We start from the raw sequence: 18939 nt of genomic DNA on the forward strand, positions 1-18939 counted from the left end.
GACGTTTCACGCCAGAACTGAGAGAAGACCACCTCGGCATGGTACGAGGCTGGGAGCGAGCCTCGGTTGTTGCGCTCTGGTTAAGAATCCGCTCATGATTTGACCCACCCATGCCCGTGTGATTCTCTGACGGAATGGAAGCACCCTCCCAGGCCGGGCGATCGTCCGCTGCCGCCCGCGAGCCCCTCGTCGTCCTCGACGGGGTCCAGAAGCACTACGGCGAGTTCCAGGCGCTGAAGGACATCGATCTGACGATCAACCGCGGCGAGGTGGTCGTGGTCCTCGGTCCCTCCGGGTCGGGCAAGTCCACGCTCTGCCGCACGATCAACCGCCTGGAGACCATCTCCGGCGGCACGATCTCGATCGACGGTCAGACGCTGCCGGAGGAGGGCAAGGGGCTCGCCGCCCTGCGCGCAGACGTCGGCATGGTCTTCCAGTCCTTCAACCTCTTCGCGCACAAGACGATCCTCGAGAACGTCACGCTCGGGCCGATCAAGGTCCGCAAGCTCTCGCGCAAGGCGGCCGAGGCGGAGGCGCAGGCGCTGCTCGACCGCGTCGGCGTCGGGCACCAGGCGGGCAAGACGCCCGCCCAGCTCTCCGGCGGTCAGCAGCAGCGCGTGGCCATCGCCCGCGCCCTCGCGATGAAGCCGAAGGTGATGCTCTTCGACGAGCCGACCTCGGCGCTCGACCCCGAGATGATCAACGAGGTCCTCGACGTCATGGTCGGCCTCGCCGAGGAGGGCATGACGATGATCGTCGTCACCCACGAGATGGGCTTCGCGCGCAAGGCCGCGCACCGGGTCGTCTTCATGTCCGACGGCGAGATCCTCGAGGACACCGATCCCGAGTCGTTCTTCACCGCTCCCCGGACCGACCGTGCCAAGGACTTCCTCTCGAAGCTGATCACCCACTAGGTCTCCGGCGCCGCGGACGGACTCCGCCTCGGCCGCCGTTCGACAGGTCGCCCCCCGAACCCCCGGGAGCGACCGGACATCGCCCGCTCCAGCGGGCCACACCCCAGGAAGGACGATCATGCGCACCAAGCTCATGTTCATGACCGCGGGACTCGCCGCAGCGGCCCTCACCCTCGCCGGCTGCGCCGGTGACTCCGGGACCGGCACCGGCTCCGACTCCGGCTCCGAGGGGAGCGGAGCGGCCTACGAGGTCGCCACCGACGTCACCCTCGAGGGCAGCCCCACCTTCGACGCCATGACGGAGGACGGCACGGTCACCATCGGCGTCAAGGAGGACCAGCCCGGTCTGGGCTACCTCGACGCCGCGACCGGCGAGCGCTCCGGCTTCGACATCGAGATCGCGAAGTGGGTCGCCGCCTCCCTCGGCTTCTCCGCGGACAAGATCGAGTACCAGCCGATCCCCTCGGCGAACCGCGAGGCGTCGATCGTGAACGGCGACATCGACTACTACGTCGGCACCTACTCGATCACCGACAAGCGCAAGGAGCAGGTCGGCTTCGCCGGACCGTACTTCGAGACCGGGCAGCAGCTGCTGGTCGCCGCGGACAACGACACCATCACGGGTCCGGACGACCTCTCGGCCGACACCACCGTGTGCTCCGCGACCGGCTCCACCCCGATCCAGAACATCCGCACCAACTACCCCGAGGTCCCGACCGAGGAGTTCGACACCTACTCGCAGTGCGTCGACGCCCTGGCCGACGGCCAGGTCGACGCGGTCACCACCGACGGCGCGATCCTGATCGGCTACGCCGCCCAGCGTCCGGACGACCTGAAGGTCGTCGGCGAGCCCTTCAGCACCGAGCTCTACGGCATCGGCCTCGCGAAGGACGACACCGCACTGCGCGGCTTCATCAACGAGATGCTGACCGACGGCGGTGACACCTGGAGCGCGATCTACGACGAGACCCTCGGCCAGTCCGGCACCACGGTCGAGCAGCCCGCGGTCGACGCGTACTAGGCCGACACCCCTGAGGAGTCCCGGGGCGGCGCGTCGCGCCTCGCCCCGGGACCTCCTCTGCCCCGCGCCGCACCGGCGACCGCTTCCACCTCCCCGATGAAAGGGCACGCAGCATGGATGTTCTCCTGAACAACCTCGACGTGTTCGTCCCCGCGTTCGGCAACACCCTGCTGCTGTTCGTCGTGTCGCTCGTCTTCGCCCTCCTCCTCGGCACCGTGGTCGGAGCGATGCGCGTCTCGCCCGTCCCGATCGCGCGAGCGGTCGGCACCGTCTACGTCAACACCATCCGGAACACGCCGCTGACGCTGCTGATGTTCTTCTTCGCCTTCGGCTACCCCAAGCTCGACCTGCCGGACGTCGAGTACACGAACCTCGCGATCGCCGCCCTGAGCATCTACACCGCGACCTACGTCGCCGAGGTGCTCCGCTCCGGGATCAACACCGTGCCGATCGGCCAGGCCGAGGCGGCTCGAGCGATCGGCCTCGACTTCGGGCTCACGATGACCCAGGTGGTGCTGCCGCAGGCGTTCCGCTCGGTCATCCCGCCGCTGATGAGCGTGCTGATCGCCCTCCTCAAGAACACCACGGTCGCCGCCGGCTTCTCGGTCGCCGAGGCCGGGACGATCGTCCGCGTGCTGAACGAGCGCGGCGAGAACAGCCTCATCGTCGTGCTCTGGGTCGCCCTGGTCTTCGTGGTCCTCGTCACCGCACTCTCCCTCCTCCAACGTCAGCTCGAGAAGAAGTGGAGGGTCGCCCGATGAGCTCCGTCCTCTTCGACAACCCCGGACCCCGCGCGGTCGCCCGCAACCGCGTCATCGGCGCCGTCGTCGTCCTCGTCCTCGTGGCGCTGCTGGCCTTCGTGCTCTGGCGCTTCGCCGAGTCCGGCCAGTTCTCGCCGGCCAAGTGGCGGGCGTTCGGCTACCCGCTGGTCTGGCAGAGCATCGGCGCCGCTCTCGGGCAGACGCTCGCCGCCTTCGCCACCGCCGGCGTCGCGAGCATCGTGCTCGGCCTGCTGCTGGCGATCGGCCGCCTCTCCGACCGCCGCTGGATCAACATCCCGGTCACGCTCTTCATCGAGCTGTTCCGCGCGATCCCGGTCCTCATCCTGATGATGCTGATGTACTACGGGCTCCCGTTCGTCGGGCTCAAGCTCACGCCGTACCTCGCCGTGGTCATCGCGCTCACGCTGTACAACGGCTCCGTCTTCTCCGAGATCTTCCGCGCCGGCATCGAGGCGCTCCCGCGCGGCCAGAAGGAGGCGGGCTACGCGATCGGCCTGCGCAAGGCGGGCGTCATGCGCCTGATCCTCTTCCCGCAGGCGATCCGGTCGATGCTGCCCGTGATCATCGCCCAGCTCGTCGTCGCCCTGAAGGACACCGCGCTCGGCTCGATCATCACCTACAACGAGCTGCTCTACTACGCCCGCTACCTCGGCAACCAGCCGAGCCTGGACAGCCCGATCATCCCCGCCGCCATCGTGGTCGGCGCCATCTACATCGGCATCTGCCTGATCCTCTCCGGCATCGCCAAGTGGGTCGAGATCCGCACCAAGACCGGCGGCCGCAAGGGCACCGGCCACCCGGCGGTCCGCGCCACCACTGACACGGCACTGATCGCCGCGCAGGACTGAACCCGATGGTGGGGATCGCCTGCGGCGACCCCCACCGCGGTCGGCCACCGAGGCGGTCGCATTGGGAAGAGCGTCTTGCGTCCGGCTAGCGCGAATCGCTCGTATGCGATTCACACGTTCGCCTCGAGGGCGATCGCCGATCTGCAGGGTTCCTGTCCGGCAACGGTGCACATGCTGGTCGAGTAGCGCCGGAGGGGCGTATCGAGACCCACCGCTCCGCGAGGAGGACTGGCGGGCGTCGGTTCCGGCGCTGGTGGATCTCGATACGCCTGCTCCGCGGGCCGCTCGATCAGCATGGGGCCGGCCGGGTCCGCGATCAGCCGCGCCGGCGGGCGAGCGCGTCCGCCCGCCGCAGCGAGCGGGCCGCGCGAGGCATCCCTACACTGGGGGATCGTGTCTGACAGCAACCCGATCACCGACGAGGCCGTCTCGGCGGCGACCGCGGAGGCGCTCACCGCGATCCGCGCGGCCGCCGATTCCGCCGCCCTGAAGGCGGCTCGCACCGCCCACCTCGGCGAGGGCTCGGCCCTCGCCCGACTGAACGCGCTGATGCGCTCCGTTCCCCCGGAGTTCAAGGCGGCGTCCGGCAAGCTCGTGGGCGGCGCCCGCAAGCAGGTCGGCGACGTGTACGCCGAGCGCGAGGCGGAGCTGGTCGAGGCAGAGCAGGCCGCGGCGCTCGACGCCGAGCGCGTCGACGTCACCGCCGGCGCGAGCTTCGTGCGCCAGGGCGCCCGCCACCCGCTCTCGCTCCTCCAGGAGTCGATCGCCGACGTCTTCGTCGGCATGGGCTGGGAGATCGCGGAGGGGCCGGAGCTCGAGAACGAGTGGTTCAACTTCGACGCGCTGAACTTCGACGAGGACCACCCGGCCCGCGCGATGCAGGACACCTTCTTCGTCGACCCGGTCGAGTCGCACCTCGTGCTGCGCACCCACACCTCGCCGGTGCAGATCCGCTCGATGCTCGAGCGCACCCCGCCGATCTACGTGATCGCGCCCGGCCGCGTCTACCGCACCGACGAGCTCGACGCCACCCACACCCCTGTCTTCACGCAGTTCGAGGGCCTCGCCGTCGACCGCGGCCTGACGATGGCGCACCTGCGCGGCACCCTCGAGCACGTCGCCCGCCTCCTGTTCGGCGACGAGGCGAAGATCCGCCTGCGCCCCAACTACTTCCCCTTCACCGAGCCGAGCGCCGAGCTCGACATCTGGCACCCGACCTTCGTCGGCGGTGCCCGCTGGATCGAGTGGGGCGGCTGCGGGATGGTGAACCCGAACGTCCTGCGCTCGGTCGGCATCGACCCGGACGAGTACTCCGGCTTCGCCTTCGGGATGGGGATCGAGCGGACCCTGATGTTCCGCAACGACGTGAAGGACATGCGCGACATGGTCGAGGGCGACGTCCGCTTCAGCAAGCAGTACGGGATGGTGATCTGATGCGCATCCCGCTGAGCTGGCTGGGCGAGTACGTCGACCTCGAGCAGGGCGTCACGACCGAGGCCGTGCACGCGGCGCTCGTGTCGGTCGGCCTGGAGGAGGAGGACGTCCACCGCTTCGAGGTCTCCGGCCCCGTCGTGGTGGGCGAGGTCCTCGACCTCGTGCCCGAGCCGCAGAAGAACGGCAAGACCATCAACTGGTGCACCGTCCGCGTCGCGCCCGAGGGTGAGCGCGCGGCCGACGGCGGCGACGACGTCCGCGGCATCGTCTGCGGCGCGCACAACTTCGCGGCCGGCGACAAGGTCGTGGTCTCGCTGCCCGGCGCCGTGCTGCCCGGGCCGTTCCCGATCTCGGCGCGGAAGACCTACGGGCACGTGTCCGACGGGATGATCGCGTCCACCCGCGAGCTCGGCCTCGGCGACGACCACGAGGGCATCCTCCGGCTGGCGAGCCTCGGCATCGACCCCGAGGTCGGCACCGACGCGATCGCGCTGCTCGGGCTGGACGACGCCGCGGTCGAGGTCAACGTGACCCCGGACCGCGGCTACGCCTTCTCCATCCGCGGTATCGCCCGCGAGTACGCCCACGCGACCGGCGCCGCCTTCCGCGATCCCGCGCTGGCGATCAGCGCGCCCGAGCGGCTCGAGTCGGCTCCCGTCTTCCCTGTCACGGTCGAGGACGAGGCGCCGATCCGCGGTCGCGTCGGCTCGTCCGTCTTCGTCACCCGCGTGGTGCGCGGCATCGACCCGTCGCTGCCGACCCCGCCGTGGATGATCGCGCGGCTGCGCCTGGCCGGTGTGCGCTCGATCTCGCTGGTCGTCGACATCACCAACTACGTCATGTTCGAGCTCGGCCAGCCGCTGCACGGCTACGACCTCGAGCGCCTGGAGGGCGGCATCGTCGTCCGCCGCGCGCGCTCGGGCGAGACGCTCGAGACGCTCGACGGCCAGACCCGCCGCCTGCACCACGAGGACCTCCTGATCACCGACGACGGCGGGCCGATCGGGCTCGCCGGCGTGATGGGCGGCGCCCGCACCGAGATCACGGACACGACCGTCGACGTCCTGATCGAGGCCGCGAACTTCGACCCGGTCTCGATCGCGCGGACGGCCCGCCGCCACAAGCTGCCGAGCGAGGCCTCGCGCCGCTTCGAGCGCGGCGTGGACCCGCTGGTCGCGCCGGTCGCCGCCGCGCGCGCGGTGCAGCTGCTGGTCGAGCTCGCGGGCGGCACCGCCGACGAGCTCGGCTCGGTGCTCGCCGATTCCGGGATGGCGTCGGCGATCGAGCTCCCCGACGGCTACATCTCCGGCCTGATCGGCCTCGAGTACACGCCCGAGGAGATCCGCGGCGCCCTGGTCGAGATCGGCGCGAGCGTCGAGGCCGGGGGAGGGGGCCTGCTCGTCACCCCGCCGAGCTGGCGGCCCGATCTGACCGACCGCTCGACCCTCGCGGAGGAGGTCGCCCGGATCACCGGGTACGACCGCATCCCGTCGATCCTCCCCGTCGCGCCTCCCGGTCGCGGCCTCACGCCCGGTCAGCGCCTGCGCCGGACGGTCGCGCAGTCGCTGGCGGCCGCCGGGCTCACCGAGGTGCTGTCCTACCCGTTCCTCTCCCGCTCGATGAACGACCGCTTCGGCTCCGTCGACGGCGAGCCGGTGCAGCAGGTCTCGCTGGCGAACCCGCTGGACGCGACCGCGGGACAGCTGCGGCTCTCCCTCCTCCCCGGACTCGTGCAGGTCGCGGCCCGCAACCGCTCGCGCGGTCTCGTCGACCTGGCCGTCTACGAGATGGGCTCGGTCTTCCTGCCGCAGAGCGGCGCTCCGTTCGGCTCCGAGGGGCTGCCCCTCGCCGGCGCGCGTCCGTCCGCGGAGATCGAGGCGGCCCTGAACGCGGGGATCCCGCGGCAGCCGCTGCACGTGGCCGCGCTGCTGACGGGTTCGGCGCTCGAGCGTCAGCCCGGAGTGGCCGCGCGCGACTTCGACTGGCGCGACGCGCTCGACGTCGTCCGCGACGTCGCGGCCGCCTCGGGCGTGCAGCTGGAGATCCGGCAGGGCTCGCACGCCGCCCTGCACCCGGGCCGCACGGCCGAGGTGCTGCTGGACGGCGCCGTGGTCGGCCACGCCGGCGAGCTGCTCCCGTCGCTCGCCGACGACCTCGACCTGCCGCACCGCGTGGCGGTGGTCGAGCTCGACCTCGATCCGCTGATCGCCCGCGCCGGCCGCCTCGTGGTGGCGCGCCCGGTCGGGGCGCTGCCCGCCGCGACGCAGGACCTCTCGCTGGTCGTGCCCGTGGCCGTGCCGGCGGCCGACCTGCAGGCCGCCGTCGCCGAGGGCGCCGGCGAGCTGCTCGAGGCGATCCGCCTGGTCGACGACTACCGCGGTGCGGGCGTCCCCGAGGGCTCGAAGTCGCTGACCTTCGCGCTGCGCTTCCGTGCCGCCGACCGGACGCTCACCGCCGCCGAGGCCAGCGCGGCGAAGGAGAGCGGCACCGCGCTCGCCGCCGAGCGCTTCGGCGCGAGCCCGCGCGAGTGAGCGGACGGCCGCCGGCTCCGGTCGGCGGCCGCCCGCGGCGACCGGGCCAGGGCGGGTCCCGCCAGCGACTAGGCTCTCGGGCATGACTTTTTCCGTGGCGGTGGCCGGAGCGAGCGGGTACGCGGGCGGCGAGCTGCTCCGCCTGCTCGCCGATCACCCCGAGTTCGAGGTGCGCACGGTCACGGCGCACTCGAACGCCGGCCAGCCCCTCGCCGCGGTGCAGCCGCACCTGCGCTCGCTGCGCCACCTCGAGCTCGTCGACACGACGACCGAGAACCTGGCGGGCCACGACGTCGTCTTCCTCGCCCTGCCGCACGGCAAGTCCGGCGAGATCACGGCGACGCTCCCCGACGACGTGCTCGTCGTCGACTGCGGCGCCGACCATCGGCTGACCGACGAGCAGGACTGGGCCGACTACTACGGGGGCGAGTTCGCCGGCGCCTGGCCCTACGGGCTGCCCGAGCTGATGCTGCCCGGCACCGGCAGGCAGCGCGACGTGCTCGCGGGCGTCCGCCGCATCGCGGTGCCCGGCTGCAACGTCACCGCGATCACTCTCGGCCTCGCGCCGGGGCTGCACGCCGGCGTGATCGAGGCCGCCGACCTGGTCTCGGTCCTCGCCGTCGGCCCGTCCGGGGCGGGCAAGAGCCTGCGGACCGATCTGCTCGCGAGCGAGCTGCTCGGCTCGGCGCACGCCTACGGCATCGGCGGCGGGCACCGCCACAACCCGGAGATCCGGCAGAACCTCGCGCTCGCCGGTGCCGGTCCCGTCTCGATCTCGTTCACCCCGATCCTGGTGCCGATGTCGCGGGGCATCCTCGCGACCTCGACCGCTCGGCTCGCGCCGAGCGTGTCCGCGCAGAACGTGCGCGCCGCGTGGGAGTCGGCCTACACCGACGAGCCCTTCGTCCAGCTGCTGCCGGAGGGGACGTTCCCGCGCACGGCCGACACCGTCGGCGCGAACACGGCGCTGATCGGGGTCGCCGTGGACGAGCGCGCGCGCCGCGTCGTGGTGGTCACCGCGCTCGACAACCTGGTCAAGGGCACCGCCGGCGCCGCGATCCAGTCGACCAACATCGCCCTCGGTCTCCCGGAGACCCTCGGCCTGAGCACGAACGGAGTCGCGCCGTGAGCATCACCGCCGCAGCAGGATTCGCCGCGGCCGGCGTCGTCGCCGGTCTCAAGTCGACCGGCGCCCGCGACCTCGCCCTCGTGCACAACCTCGGCCCGCTGCAGAACGCCGCGACGGTCTTCACCAGCAATCGCTGCAAGGCGAACCCGGTGCTCTGGAGCGAGCAGGTCATGCGCGACGGCGTCGTCTCGGCGATCGTCCTCAACTCCGGCGGCGCCAACTGCTACACCGGCGCCGAGGGCTTCCAGGTCACCCACGCGACGGCCGAGGCCGTCGGCGGGAGCCTGGGCGTCTCGGCCGGCGATGTGCTCGTCTGCTCCACCGGTCTCATCGGCGATCAGCTCGACCTCGGCAAGCTGACGGCCGGGGTGACCGAGGCGTCGGCGGCTCTTCCGGGCGCGACCGGTCCGGAGGCGGGCGAGGACGCGGCCCGCGCGATCATGACGACCGACACCGTGCCCAAGCAGGCGACCGTCCGCTCCGAGCAGGGCTGGACCGTCGGCGGCATGGCCAAGGGCGCGGGGATGCTCGCTCCCGGGCTGGCGACGATGCTCGTCGTGATCACCACCGACGCGGTCCTCGACTCCTCCGAGCTCGACACCGCGCTGCGGGCGGCGACCCGGGTCACCTTCGACCGCCTCGACTCGGACGGCTGCATGTCGACCAATGACACCGTGGCGCTGCTGGCGAGCGGCGCGAGCGGGGTGCGCCCCGAGGCGGCCGACTTCACCGCCGCGCTCACCGACGTCTGCCGCGATCTCACCCTCCAGCTCCAGGCCGATGCCGAGGGCGCCGCGCACGACGTCGCGATCCGGGTGCTGAACGCCGCGACCGAGGACGAGGCCGTCGTCGTCGCCCGCGCGGTCTCGCGGAGCAACCTCTTCAAGGCCGCGATCTTCGGCAACGACCCCAACTGGGGCCGGGTGCTGGCCGCGGTCGGCACCACCGATGCGCAGTTCGACCCCTACGGCATCGACGTGGCGATGAACGGCGTGCAGGTCTGCCGGGCCGGCGAGCCCGACGCGAGCCGCGACCTGGTCGACCTCGCCCCGCGCAAGGTCTCGGTCGACATCGATCTGCACGCCGGCGACGCCACGGCGACGATCTGGACCAACGACCTCACCCACGACTACGTCCACGAGAACTCGGCGTACTCCAGCTGATGGCCGACGAGAATCCGAGGGACTCCGAGAACCCGGTGAGCACCGGGGACCCCACCGACGCCGAGACGCTCGCGCTGCGCGATGCCGTGGCCGTCAAGGCCGGCACCCTGATCGAGTCGCTGCCCTGGCTGCAGCGGTTCCACGGCAGGACGATGGTGATCAAGTTCGGCGGCAACGCCATGGTGTCGGAGGAGCTCCAGCGCGCCTTCGCGCAGGACATCGTCTACCTGCACTACGCGGGCATCCGCCCCGTCGTCGTGCACGGCGGCGGTCCGCAGATCTCCGCGATGCTCGACCGGCTCGGAATCGCCAGCGAGTTCCGCGGCGGCTACCGGGTGACCAGCCCCGAGGCGATGGACGTCGTGCGGATGGTGCTCACCGGCAGCATTAGCCGCGACATCGTCCGGCGCATCAACGAGTACGGGCCGCTGGCCGCCGGCATCTCCGGCGAGGACGCCGGCCTCTTCGTCGGCCGCCGGCGCGGCGTGGTCCTGGACGGGGTCGAGCACGACCTCGGCCTGGTCGGCGACGTGATCTCCGTGGACCCCGCGGCCGTCCTCGCCCAGCTCGACGCCGGCCGCATCCCGGTCGTCTCCTCGATCGCGCCCGACTCCGACGACCCGACGCAGTCGCTCAACGTCAACGCCGACGCCGCCGCGGCCGCGCTCGCCGTCGCCGTCGGCGCGGAGAAGCTCGTGATCCTCACCGACGTCCCCGGTCTCTACGCCGACTGGCCCGACCGCGACTCGCTCGTCTCGCACATCGCGTCCGACGAGCTCGCGGCGCTGCTGCCGTCGCTCGAGTCGGGGATGATCCCCAAGATGACGGCCTGCCTCGACGCGGTCCGCGGCGGCGTGCCGAAGGCCGCGATCATCGACGGCCGCGTCCCGCACTCGATGCTGCTCGAGGTCTTCACCTCCGAGGGCGTCGGCACCGAGGTCGTCGCCTCGGCCGACCCCCGCGACCGGGAGCGAACGTCGGGCCGCTGACCACCAGCGGCCCCGGCTCCGAGCGCCGCCCCGACGGGGTGCGCGCACCGACGGCCCTCCCGGCCGGACCGCTTCTGCTCGAAAGGCTCGACATGTCCACCGATACCGCTCCCGGCGTCCCCGCGCCCGAGGTCCCCGCCTCCGATCCCGCACCCGTCTCCGCCCGCACCGCGGAGGCCCGCGGCCGCTACGCCGCCGCGATGATGCAGACCTTCGCCGCTCCGCTCGCCGTCCTCGAGCGCGGCGAGGGCTGCCGGGTCTGGGACGTCGACGGCCGCGAGTACCTCGACTTCCTCGGCGGGATCGCGGTGAACTCGCTCGGCCACGCGCACCCGGTCTTCGTCGAGGCCGTGAGCCGCCAGGCCGGCGCTCTCGCGCACGTCTCCAACTACTTCGCCACCGCCCCGCAGATCCGGCTGGCCGAGAAGCTCCGCGAGCTGACCGGCGCGGGCGAGGCGGGCCGCGTCTACTTCGCGAACTCCGGCACCGAGGCGAACGAGGCGGCCTTCAAGCTCGCGCGCCTGCACGCGGCCGGTGGTCGGCACCGGATCCTGGCGCTGCAGAACGCCTTCCACGGTCGCACGATGGGCGCCCTCGCGATGACCGGCAAGGCCGCGATGCGCGCGCCGTTCGAGCCGATGCCCGGTGGAGTCGAGCACATCGAGGCGACGCTCGAGGCGCTCGAGGCCGCGATCGACGAGTCGGTCGCCGCGCTGATCGTCGAGCCGATCCAGGGTGAGGCGGGCGTGATCCCGCTGCCGGACGGCTTCCTCGAGCGGGCGCGGGAGCTGACCCGGGAGCGGGGCGCCCTGCTGATCGTCGACGAGATCCAGACCGGCATCGGCCGCACCGGCAGCTGGTTCGCCTACCAGCGGGCCGGCATCCTCCCCGACGCGATCACCCTCGCCAAGGGACTCGGCGGCGGCTTCCCCGTCGGAGCCCTGGTCACCTTCGGCGCGGCCTCCGAGCTGCTGCAGAAGGGCCACCACGGCAGCACCTTCGGCGGCAACCCGCTCGCGACCGCGGTCGCCGGTGCGGTGATCGGCGAGATCGAGCGCGCCGACCTGCTCCGGAACGCCCGGGAGCGCGGGGCGCAGCTGACCGCGGGTGTGCTCGGCCTCGGCTCACCGCTGATCGCCGGCGTGCGTGGCGCCGGTCTCCTGCTCGGCATCGCGCTCAGCGAGCCCGTCGCCTCCCGGCTCGCCGCCGCCGCGATGGCGGAGGGACTGATCGTCAACGCGCCGAACGAGTCCAGCATCCGGATCGCTCCGCCGCTCATCATCACCGCCGCCGACGTCGACGAGTTCGTCGCCCGCTTCGGCCGCGCGGTGCGGGCGCTCGACGCCTGAACGACCCGACCTCCTTCCCCGATCGAAAGCGAACCGCAGCCGTGACCCGCCACTTCCTCCGCGACGACGACATCACCCCCGCCGAGCAGGCCGAGATCCTCGATCTCGCCCTGGAGCTCAAGCGCGACCGCTTCTCGCGGACGCCGCTCGCCGGCCCGCAGACCGTCGCGGTCATCTTCGACAAGTCCTCCACCCGCACCCGGGTGTCCTTCGCCGTCGGCATCGCCGATCTCGGCGGCAGCCCGCTGATCATCTCGACGGCGAGCAGCCAGCTCGGCGGCAAGGAGACCGCCTCCGACACCGCGCGCGTGCTCGAGCGCCAGGTCGCGGCCATCGTCTGGCGCACCTACGCGCAGTCCGGGCTGGAGGAGATGGCGGCGGGCACCCGCGTCCCCGTCGTCAACGCGCTCTCGGACGAGTTCCACCCGTGCCAGCTGCTCGCCGACCTGCTGACGATCCGCGAGCACCGCGGCCGCCTCGCCGGCCTCACGCTGACCTTCTTCGGCGACGGCGCGAGCAACATGGCGCACTCCTACCTGCTGGCCGGCGCGACGGCGGGGATGCACGTCCGGATCGTCTCGCCCGCGGACTACGCTCCCGCTCCGGCCGTGCTCGCGGACGCCCAGCGCATCGCCGCCACCACCGGCGGCTCGGCCACCACCACGACCGACCCGGCCGCGGGCGCCGCCGGCTCGGACATCGTGATCACCGACACCTGGGTGTCGATGGGCAAGGAGGAGGAGAAGGCCGCGCGGGTCGCCACCTTCCGCGACTACCGCGTCGACTCGGACACGATGGCGGCCGCCGCGTCCGACGCGCTCTTCCTGCACTGCCTCCCGGCCGACCGCGGCTACGAGGTGACCGCCGACGTGATCGACGGCCCGCAGAGCGTGATCTGGGACGAGGCGGAGAACCGCCTGCACGCCCAGAAGGCCCTGCTGGTCTGGCTCCTCGAGCGCGCCGGCACGCCCGACGCCGCTCAGTAGACTCGACAGCCGACCCCGAGGAGAACCATGACGGAACGACCCTCCGCCCGCGCGGGCGAGGCCGGCGCGCTCTGGGGAGGCCGGTTCGCCGGCGGCCCGTCGCCGGAGCTGGCCGCGCTCTCGAAGTCGACGCACTTCGACTGGCAGCTCGCCGAGTACGACATCGCCGGCTCCCGCGCGCACGCCCGGGCCCTCGCGACCGCCGGCTACCTCGACGACGCCGAGCTGACCGGGATGCTCGACGCGCTCGAGCGCCTGCGCTCGGCGGTGGTCGAGGGCCGCTTCACCGCGGACGACGCCGACGAGGACGTGCACGGCGCACTCGAGCGCGGCCTGATGCTCGAGGCGGGCCCGGAGCTCGGCGGCAAGCTGCGCGCCGGGCGCTCGCGCAACGACCAGATCGCGACCTTCGTGCGGATGTACCTCCGCGACCACGCCGCCGTCATCGCCGAGCTGGTGGTGCAGCTGATCGACGCGATCGCCGCCCAGGCCTCCGCCCACCCGGCGGCGATCATGCCCGGCCGCACGCATCTGCAGCACGCGCAGCCGGTGCTGCTCGCGCACCACCTCCTCGCGCACGCCTGGGCGCTGCTGCGCGACCTCGAGCGGCTGCGCGACTGGGCGGTCCGCGCCGACGTGTCGCCGTACGGCTCCGGTGCCCTCGCCGGCTCGACCCTCGGGCTCGACGCCGAGGCGGTCGCCCGCGAGCTCGGCTTCGCCGCGAGCGTGCCCAACTCGATCGACGGCACCGCGAGCCGCGATCTCGTCGCCGAGTTCGCCTTCGTCAGCGCGATGATCGGCATCGACGTCTCGCGGATCGCGGAGGAGATCATCCTCTGGAACACGCGCGAGTTCGCCTTCGTCACCCTCGACGACGGCTACTCGACCGGGTCGTCGATCATGCCGCAGAAGAAGAACCCCGACATCGCCGAGCTCGCGCGCGGCAAGGCGGGTCGGCTGCTCGGCAACCTGACCGGCCTGCTCGCGACGCTGAAGGCGCTCCCGCTCGCATACAACCGCGACCTGCAGGAGGACAAGGAGCCGGTCTTCGACTCGGTGACCACGCTCGAGGTGCTCCTCCCCGCCTTCAGCGGGATGATCGCGACGCTGACCTTCCACACCGAGCGGATGGCCGAGCTCGCCCCGCAGGGCTTCTCGCTCGCGACCGACGTCGCGGAATGGCTGGTCAAGAAGCACGTGCCGTTCCGCGACGCGCACGAGATCACCGGAGAGCTGGTCAAGCTCGCCGAGACCCGGGGCCTCGGTCTCGAGGACCTCGACGACGAGGCGCTGCGCTCGGTGTCGCCGCTGCTGACGCCCGACGTCCGCTCGGTGCTCAGCATCGAGGGCTCGGTCGCCAGCCGCGACGGGGTCGGCGGCACCGCACCCGACCGGGTGGCGGAGCAGCTCGCGCAGCTGACCGAGCGCGTGCGCGTCGTCCGGTCCGCCCTCCGCGGGGACGCGTCGTGACGCTCCAGGGCCCGCCCGGCGACGACGGCCGTCCGCCGCTGCCGCCGTGGCAGCAGCGGACCCTGGTCGTCGTCGCGGGCGTCGTGATCATCGCGGTGATCATCGTCACCGTGGTCTCGGGCCAGAGCTTCTTCTAGGGATGCCGGAGCCGCTCGACCTGTCGCGCTCGGCCCTCGAGGTCGCTCCCGATCTGCTCGGAGCGGTGCTGCTGCACCGCACCGGCGAGGGCGTCGTCGGCGTCCGGCTGACCGAGGTCGAGGCCTACCTCGGACTCGGCGAGGACCCGGGTTCGCACGCGCACCGGCGCCGGTCGCCGCGGAACGCCCCGATGTTCGGGGAGCCGGGGACGGTCTACGCGTACTTCACCTACGGCATGCACACCTGCGTCAACCTGGTCTGCTCCCCGGCGGGCACAGCCTCCGCGGTGCTGCTCCGCGCGGGCGAGATCGTGGCGGGGGAGGAGCTGGCCCTGCTCCGACGCGGACCGGTCCGCCCGAGGGACCTCGCCCGCGGTCCGGCGCGGCTCGCCAAGGCGCTGGGGGTGACCCTCGCGGAGTCGGGCGATCCGATGGCTCTCTCCTTCGAGCTGCTGCCGCGCGAGTCGCCGGTGCCGATCGAGTCGTCCGCCCGGACCGGGGTCTCCGGCGAGGGCGGCGACGCCGCCTTCCCCTGGCGGTTCCTCATCGCCGGCGACCCGACCGTCTCGCCGTACCGGCGCGCGGTGGCGCGTCGTCGCCCGGAGACGGGCGGCGGTCAGCCCGCCAGGTAGAGCCGCGCGAGGATCCCGAGCGCCGCGGACCAGGCGAGGCTGGCGAGCGTGCCGATGATGAAGCGCTCGCGTGCCTCCGGGGACGCCAGCTCACTGAAGCGGCCGACGCCCTTGACGGCGACGATCACGGCGACGCCCTCCGGCAGACCGCTGAGCAGGGCGCCCGCGGTGGCGATCCGCTCGAGCACGCCGATGGTGGTGCCGCCGCGCAGCACCTCGATCGGCTGGCCGATCGCGGACGGAGCGACCCCGGGGGTCCCGGGACGCTGAGCGGCGGCGATCATGATGCCGCCGTGTGCGCCGCTGCGGGAGTCGGTGGTCGCGAGATCGAGGGTGAGCAGGACCACCGGCCCGCCGCCGAGGACCGCGAGTGCGAAGGCGAGCACCACGACGGCGAGAGCGAGCGCCGGGGGAGCGGAGGCGCCGGCCACGCCGGTCAGCAGGAAGGCGGCGGCCGCGGCGCCGATGCTGATCCAGCCGAGCGAGGGGCGGCGCAGGCGCGCCGCGAGGACGGCGCCCGCGACTCCGGCGAGGAGCACCAGGAGCACGCCGGTCCAGGAGGCGGACTGCGCGGCGACGGCGAAGGTCTCGGGCAGTGCGGTGCGGAGTGCCGTCATCGGGGTGTCCTCTCGGAAGCGGAAGCAGAAGCGGAAGGGTCGCTGGTCTCCGTGGAGCCGTGCGCCGACGGGTCGGCGGTCGCCGCCGCGTCGGGGTCGAGCGTACGGTCGACCACCGTCAGCAGCCGGGCGAGGGCGTCCCGTGCCGGTCCGTCGGCGCGCGCGCTCGCGGTCCGCACCCGGAGGCTGACCGCCTGGGGGGAGACGGCGAGACGCTCGGCCGCCTCCTTCTGCGAGAGCCCCGCGTCCAGGAGGTCGACGATCTCCCAGCCGGCCGGGGTCCGCGAGTCCCGGAGGTGGAGCAGCGGATCGAACAGCGCCTGGGCGTCGCCGACCGAGGGGAAGGCGTCGTCGGGGGAGCCGTGGCCGGACGGATCGGAGCCGGAGGCATCGGGGTCGAGCGAGAAGCGGGTCGCCCGTCCCTTCGCCGCCTCGACCGCGCGCCGCGCCGCGAAGTACGCCGCTCCGCGGGCGGCGCGGGTGGTCCGGGGCAGCGGCCGCTCGATCGCGCCGATGCCGAGGCCGATGCTCCAGTGCCCGGAGCGGTGGAGCGCGAGGACCACGGACACGACGGCCTCGGCGCGGTCGAGCACGAACTGGAACTCGTCGCCCGCGGTGCGCTCGGGAGGGAGCACGAAGGACGACTCCTCCGATTCGAGCAGAGCGGCGATCGCCTGCTCGACCCGGTCGTCGTCGTGACGACTGTCGCGCTGATCGGCAGTGATGACGAACACGATGACCTCCTCGATCAAGTATCAGGGCTTGATGCCGTGAGATCAAGCTCTTGGACTTGATCGCGCGCCGGGCGAGCCGCCGGCCTCGCGCTACCCTGGACGGGTGACCGATCAGGACTCCCGCGGATCCGCGACCATGCCGTCGCTCGATCCCTCGTTCGAGAACGTCTGGGACGAGCTCGTCTGGCGTGGCGCGATCCACGTGTCGACCGACGCGGCAGCGCTGCGCGAGCTCCTCGCCGGGGACCCGATCACCTACTACTGCGGCTTCGACCCGACCGCGCCGAGCCTGCACCTGGGCAACCTGGTCCAGCTGATCGTGCTCCGCCGGCTCCAGCTCGCCGGGCACCGGCCCCTCGGTCTCGTCGGCGGATCGACCGGGCTGATCGGCGACCCGCGGCCGACGGCGGAGCGGACGCTCAACTCCCGCGAGACGGTGGTCGAGTGGGTGTCCCGCCTGCAGGCGCAGGTGTCGCGGTTCCTCTCGACCGAGGGGGAGAACCCGCTGCGGCTGGTGAACAATCTGGACTGGACGGCGCCGCTGTCGGCGATCGACTTCCTCCGGGAGATCGGCAAGCACTTCCGGGTGGGCACGATGCTCAAGAAGGACGCGGTCAGTGCCCGCCTGAACTCCGACGCGGGGATCAGCTACACCGAGTTCAGCTACCAGATCCTGCAGGGGCTGGACTACCTCGAGCTCTACCGCCAGTACGGCTGCATCCTGCAGACGGGTGGCAGCGACCAGTGGGGCAACCTCACCAGCGGGACCGATCTGATCCACCGGACGGAGGGGGTCTCGGTGCACGCCATCGGGACGCCGCTGGTGATGAACTCCGACGGGACGAAGTTCGGCAAGAGCGAGGGCAACGCCGTCTGGCTCGACCCGTCGCTCACCAGCCCGTACGCGTTCTACCAGTTCTGGCTCAACACCGACGACCGCGATGTGGCGGCCCGGCTGAAGACCTTCACCTTCCTGCCGCGCACGGAGATCGAGCGGCTCGAGCAGGCGAGTGTGGAAGCACCGTTCAAGCGCGAGGCGCAGCGCGCGCTCGCGAGCGAGGTCACCGTCCTCGTGCACGGGGAGGCGGTGACGGCCTCGGTGATCGCGGCCTCCTCGGCGCTCTTCGGTCGCGGGTCGCTGGAGGGCATCGACCCCGGGATCCTGCGGGGAGCGCTGCAGGCGGTGACGACGGTCGAGGCGACCGCGGCGACTCCGGTGGTGCAGGCGTTCGTGGACGCCGGGCTCGTCGCGAGCCTCGGCGAGGCCCGCCGGGCGATCGGCCAGGGCGGGCTCTCGGTGAACAACAGCGCGGTGTCGGACGACGCCGCCGTGCTCGGCGACCTCCCGCTGATCGACGGAATCGCGGTGCTGCGCCGCGGCAAGAAGAGCTTCGCCGGCGCCTTCGTCTCCTGACGCGGACGCGGTTCGCCCCGAGAGGAGCCCGGATCGCGACACGCCCGGGCGACGAGCGATTTGCAGGGCCGCGAAACCTCGACGTAATGTAACTCCTCGTCAGCCCAAAGGAGCGGACAGCGAGAGTCGGATGCAGAGCATCGTGACCCGCCGACCCCCCTCAAGCGATGACCATCCCCTCGCTCTCAAGCCTCTTAGAGATTCGTCTCTTGATGGCGGCGGATCGCGAGCGTAAGATGCAAAGCCTCCGCGGGACCCAGGTCCTCGGCTTCGGTGCACGGCCTCGGCTGCGCACGATGACGGCGAGACGATCTCCGGATCCGACGCTGATCATCACGAAGACGCCGACTTGACACGGCCTGCGGATGTGCTAAGTTAGTCGAGTTGCCACGGAGGCGATCGGGACTTCGGTTCTGATAAGTCTACCCGGTCTCGGCGACACGAACAAATCGAACGGCCCGCCTGAATCAGGCCGGCTCTCGGTACAACATCTTCGATCACTTCCGTTGTGAAGCACCTCTTCAGGTGTGGAGGCGGGACGTGTCCGATTCTTGAGAACTCAACAGCGTGCACTATGTTCAATGCCAAATTTATAACCCCGTCCGGGTCTTGTGATCCGGTTGGGTTCCTTTGGAAATTGATGTCAGTAATGATGTCTTATTTGCTAGAGGTCAAACTTGAGTGCCTTCCTTTCGGGGTTGGTGTTCGTAATTTTTTTACGGAGAGTTTGATCCTGGCTCAGGACGAACGCTGGCGGCGTGCTTAACACATGCAAGTCGAACGATGAAG

The 18939-nt window shown here is 71.8% G+C and carries 17 protein-coding genes and 1 rRNA gene; 16 read left to right on the plus strand and 2 right to left on the minus strand.

Annotated features, from left to right (window positions below; all coding sequences use genetic code 11):
• Positions 1-134 precede the first annotated feature (134 nt).
• The 14 genes from MT355_RS04500 to MT355_RS04565 all read left to right on the plus strand — a co-directional run bounded on the left by MT355_RS04500 (position 135) and on the right by MT355_RS04565 (position 15385).
• Positions 135-914, plus strand: a complete 780-nt coding sequence (locus MT355_RS04500) for an amino acid ABC transporter ATP-binding protein (RefSeq protein ID WP_123444517.1) — start codon at positions 135-137, stop codon at positions 912-914.
• Positions 915-1032: 118 nt separating this feature from the next.
• On the plus strand, positions 1033-1935 hold the full coding sequence (locus MT355_RS04505) for a glutamate ABC transporter substrate-binding protein (protein WP_243598674.1): 903 nt from the start codon (positions 1033-1035) through the stop codon (positions 1933-1935).
• Between the two features lie 113 nt (positions 1936-2048).
• A complete protein-coding gene (locus MT355_RS04510; RefSeq protein ID WP_123444515.1) occupies positions 2049-2696 on the plus strand; it encodes an amino acid ABC transporter permease in 648 nt (215 codons plus the stop codon).
• Positions 2693-3565, plus strand: a complete 873-nt coding sequence (locus tag MT355_RS04515) for an amino acid ABC transporter permease (protein WP_123444545.1) — start codon at positions 2693-2695, stop codon at positions 3563-3565. The genes MT355_RS04510 and MT355_RS04515 overlap by 4 nt, the downstream gene beginning before the upstream one ends.
• A gap of 393 nt (positions 3566-3958) precedes the next feature.
• The gene (gene pheS, locus MT355_RS04520; RefSeq protein WP_243598675.1) at positions 3959-4999 is read left to right on the plus strand and encodes a phenylalanine--tRNA ligase subunit alpha; all 1041 of its coding nucleotides are present in this window, start codon (positions 3959-3961) and stop codon (positions 4997-4999) included.
• A complete protein-coding gene (pheT, locus tag MT355_RS04525; RefSeq protein ID WP_243598676.1) occupies positions 4999-7530 on the plus strand; it encodes a phenylalanine--tRNA ligase subunit beta in 2532 nt (843 codons plus the stop codon). Before pheS ends, pheT begins: the two co-directional genes overlap by 1 nt.
• 82 nt (positions 7531-7612) lie before the next feature.
• Positions 7613-8659 carry an N-acetyl-gamma-glutamyl-phosphate reductase gene (gene argC, locus MT355_RS04530; RefSeq protein ID WP_243598677.1) on the plus strand — a complete coding sequence of 349 codons (1047 nt, stop codon included), beginning with the start codon at positions 7613-7615 and terminating at the stop codon, positions 8657-8659.
• The gene (gene argJ / locus MT355_RS04535; RefSeq protein WP_243598678.1) at positions 8656-9822 is read left to right on the plus strand and encodes a bifunctional glutamate N-acetyltransferase/amino-acid acetyltransferase ArgJ; all 1167 of its coding nucleotides are present in this window, start codon (positions 8656-8658) and stop codon (positions 9820-9822) included. The genes argC and argJ overlap by 4 nt, the downstream gene beginning before the upstream one ends.
• A complete protein-coding gene (gene argB / locus MT355_RS04540) occupies positions 9822-10811 on the plus strand; it encodes an acetylglutamate kinase (RefSeq protein ID WP_243598679.1) in 990 nt (329 codons plus the stop codon). The genes argJ and argB overlap by 1 nt, the downstream gene beginning before the upstream one ends.
• 92 nt (positions 10812-10903) lie before the next feature.
• Positions 10904-12160, plus strand: coding sequence for an acetylornithine transaminase (locus MT355_RS04545; protein WP_279392005.1), 1257 nt, complete (start codon positions 10904-10906; stop codon positions 12158-12160).
• Between the two features lie 41 nt (positions 12161-12201).
• Positions 12202-13146, plus strand: a complete 945-nt coding sequence (gene argF / locus MT355_RS04550; protein WP_127887041.1) for an ornithine carbamoyltransferase — start codon at positions 12202-12204, stop codon at positions 13144-13146.
• A 27-nt stretch (positions 13147-13173) separates the two neighbouring features.
• Positions 13174-14616: an argininosuccinate lyase gene (gene argH, locus MT355_RS04555; RefSeq protein ID WP_243598680.1), complete on the plus strand. Its 1443-nt coding sequence runs from the start codon at positions 13174-13176 to the stop codon at positions 14614-14616.
• Positions 14613-14753 carry a hypothetical protein gene (locus tag MT355_RS04560; protein ID WP_159422422.1) on the plus strand — a complete coding sequence of 47 codons (141 nt, stop codon included), beginning with the start codon at positions 14613-14615 and terminating at the stop codon, positions 14751-14753. The genes argH and MT355_RS04560 overlap by 4 nt, the downstream gene beginning before the upstream one ends.
• A 2-nt stretch (positions 14754-14755) precedes the next feature.
• Positions 14756-15385 carry a DNA-3-methyladenine glycosylase gene (locus MT355_RS04565; protein WP_243598681.1) on the plus strand — a complete coding sequence of 210 codons (630 nt, stop codon included), beginning with the start codon at positions 14756-14758 and terminating at the stop codon, positions 15383-15385.
• Here MT355_RS04565 and MT355_RS04570 read toward each other — a convergent pair.
• Together MT355_RS04570 and MT355_RS04575 are read right to left on the minus strand one after the other, a co-directional pair.
• Positions 15370-16002, minus strand: a complete 633-nt coding sequence (locus MT355_RS04570; protein WP_243598682.1) for a hypothetical protein — start codon at positions 16000-16002, stop codon at positions 15370-15372. The two genes, MT355_RS04565 and MT355_RS04570, sit on opposite strands and share 16 nt — an antisense overlap.
• A complete protein-coding gene (locus tag MT355_RS04575) occupies positions 15999-16736 on the minus strand; it encodes a DNA-binding protein (RefSeq protein ID WP_243598683.1) in 738 nt (245 codons plus the stop codon). Before MT355_RS04575 ends, MT355_RS04570 begins: the two co-directional genes overlap by 4 nt.
• A gap of 136 nt (positions 16737-16872) precedes the next feature.
• On the opposite strand from MT355_RS04575, the gene tyrS reads away from it, so the two are divergent.
• Positions 16873-18150 (plus strand): tyrosine--tRNA ligase, encoded by a 1278-nt coding sequence (gene tyrS, locus MT355_RS04580; RefSeq protein ID WP_243598716.1) that lies wholly within the window; start codon positions 16873-16875, stop codon positions 18148-18150.
• A gap of 715 nt (positions 18151-18865) precedes the next feature.
• Positions 18866-18939, plus strand: a 16S ribosomal RNA gene (locus tag MT355_RS04585); the annotation flags it as partial.

Source organism: Rathayibacter sp. VKM Ac-2929 (assembly GCF_022815495.1).
Lineage (GTDB): Bacteria > Actinomycetota > Actinomycetes > Actinomycetales > Microbacteriaceae > Rathayibacter > Rathayibacter festucae.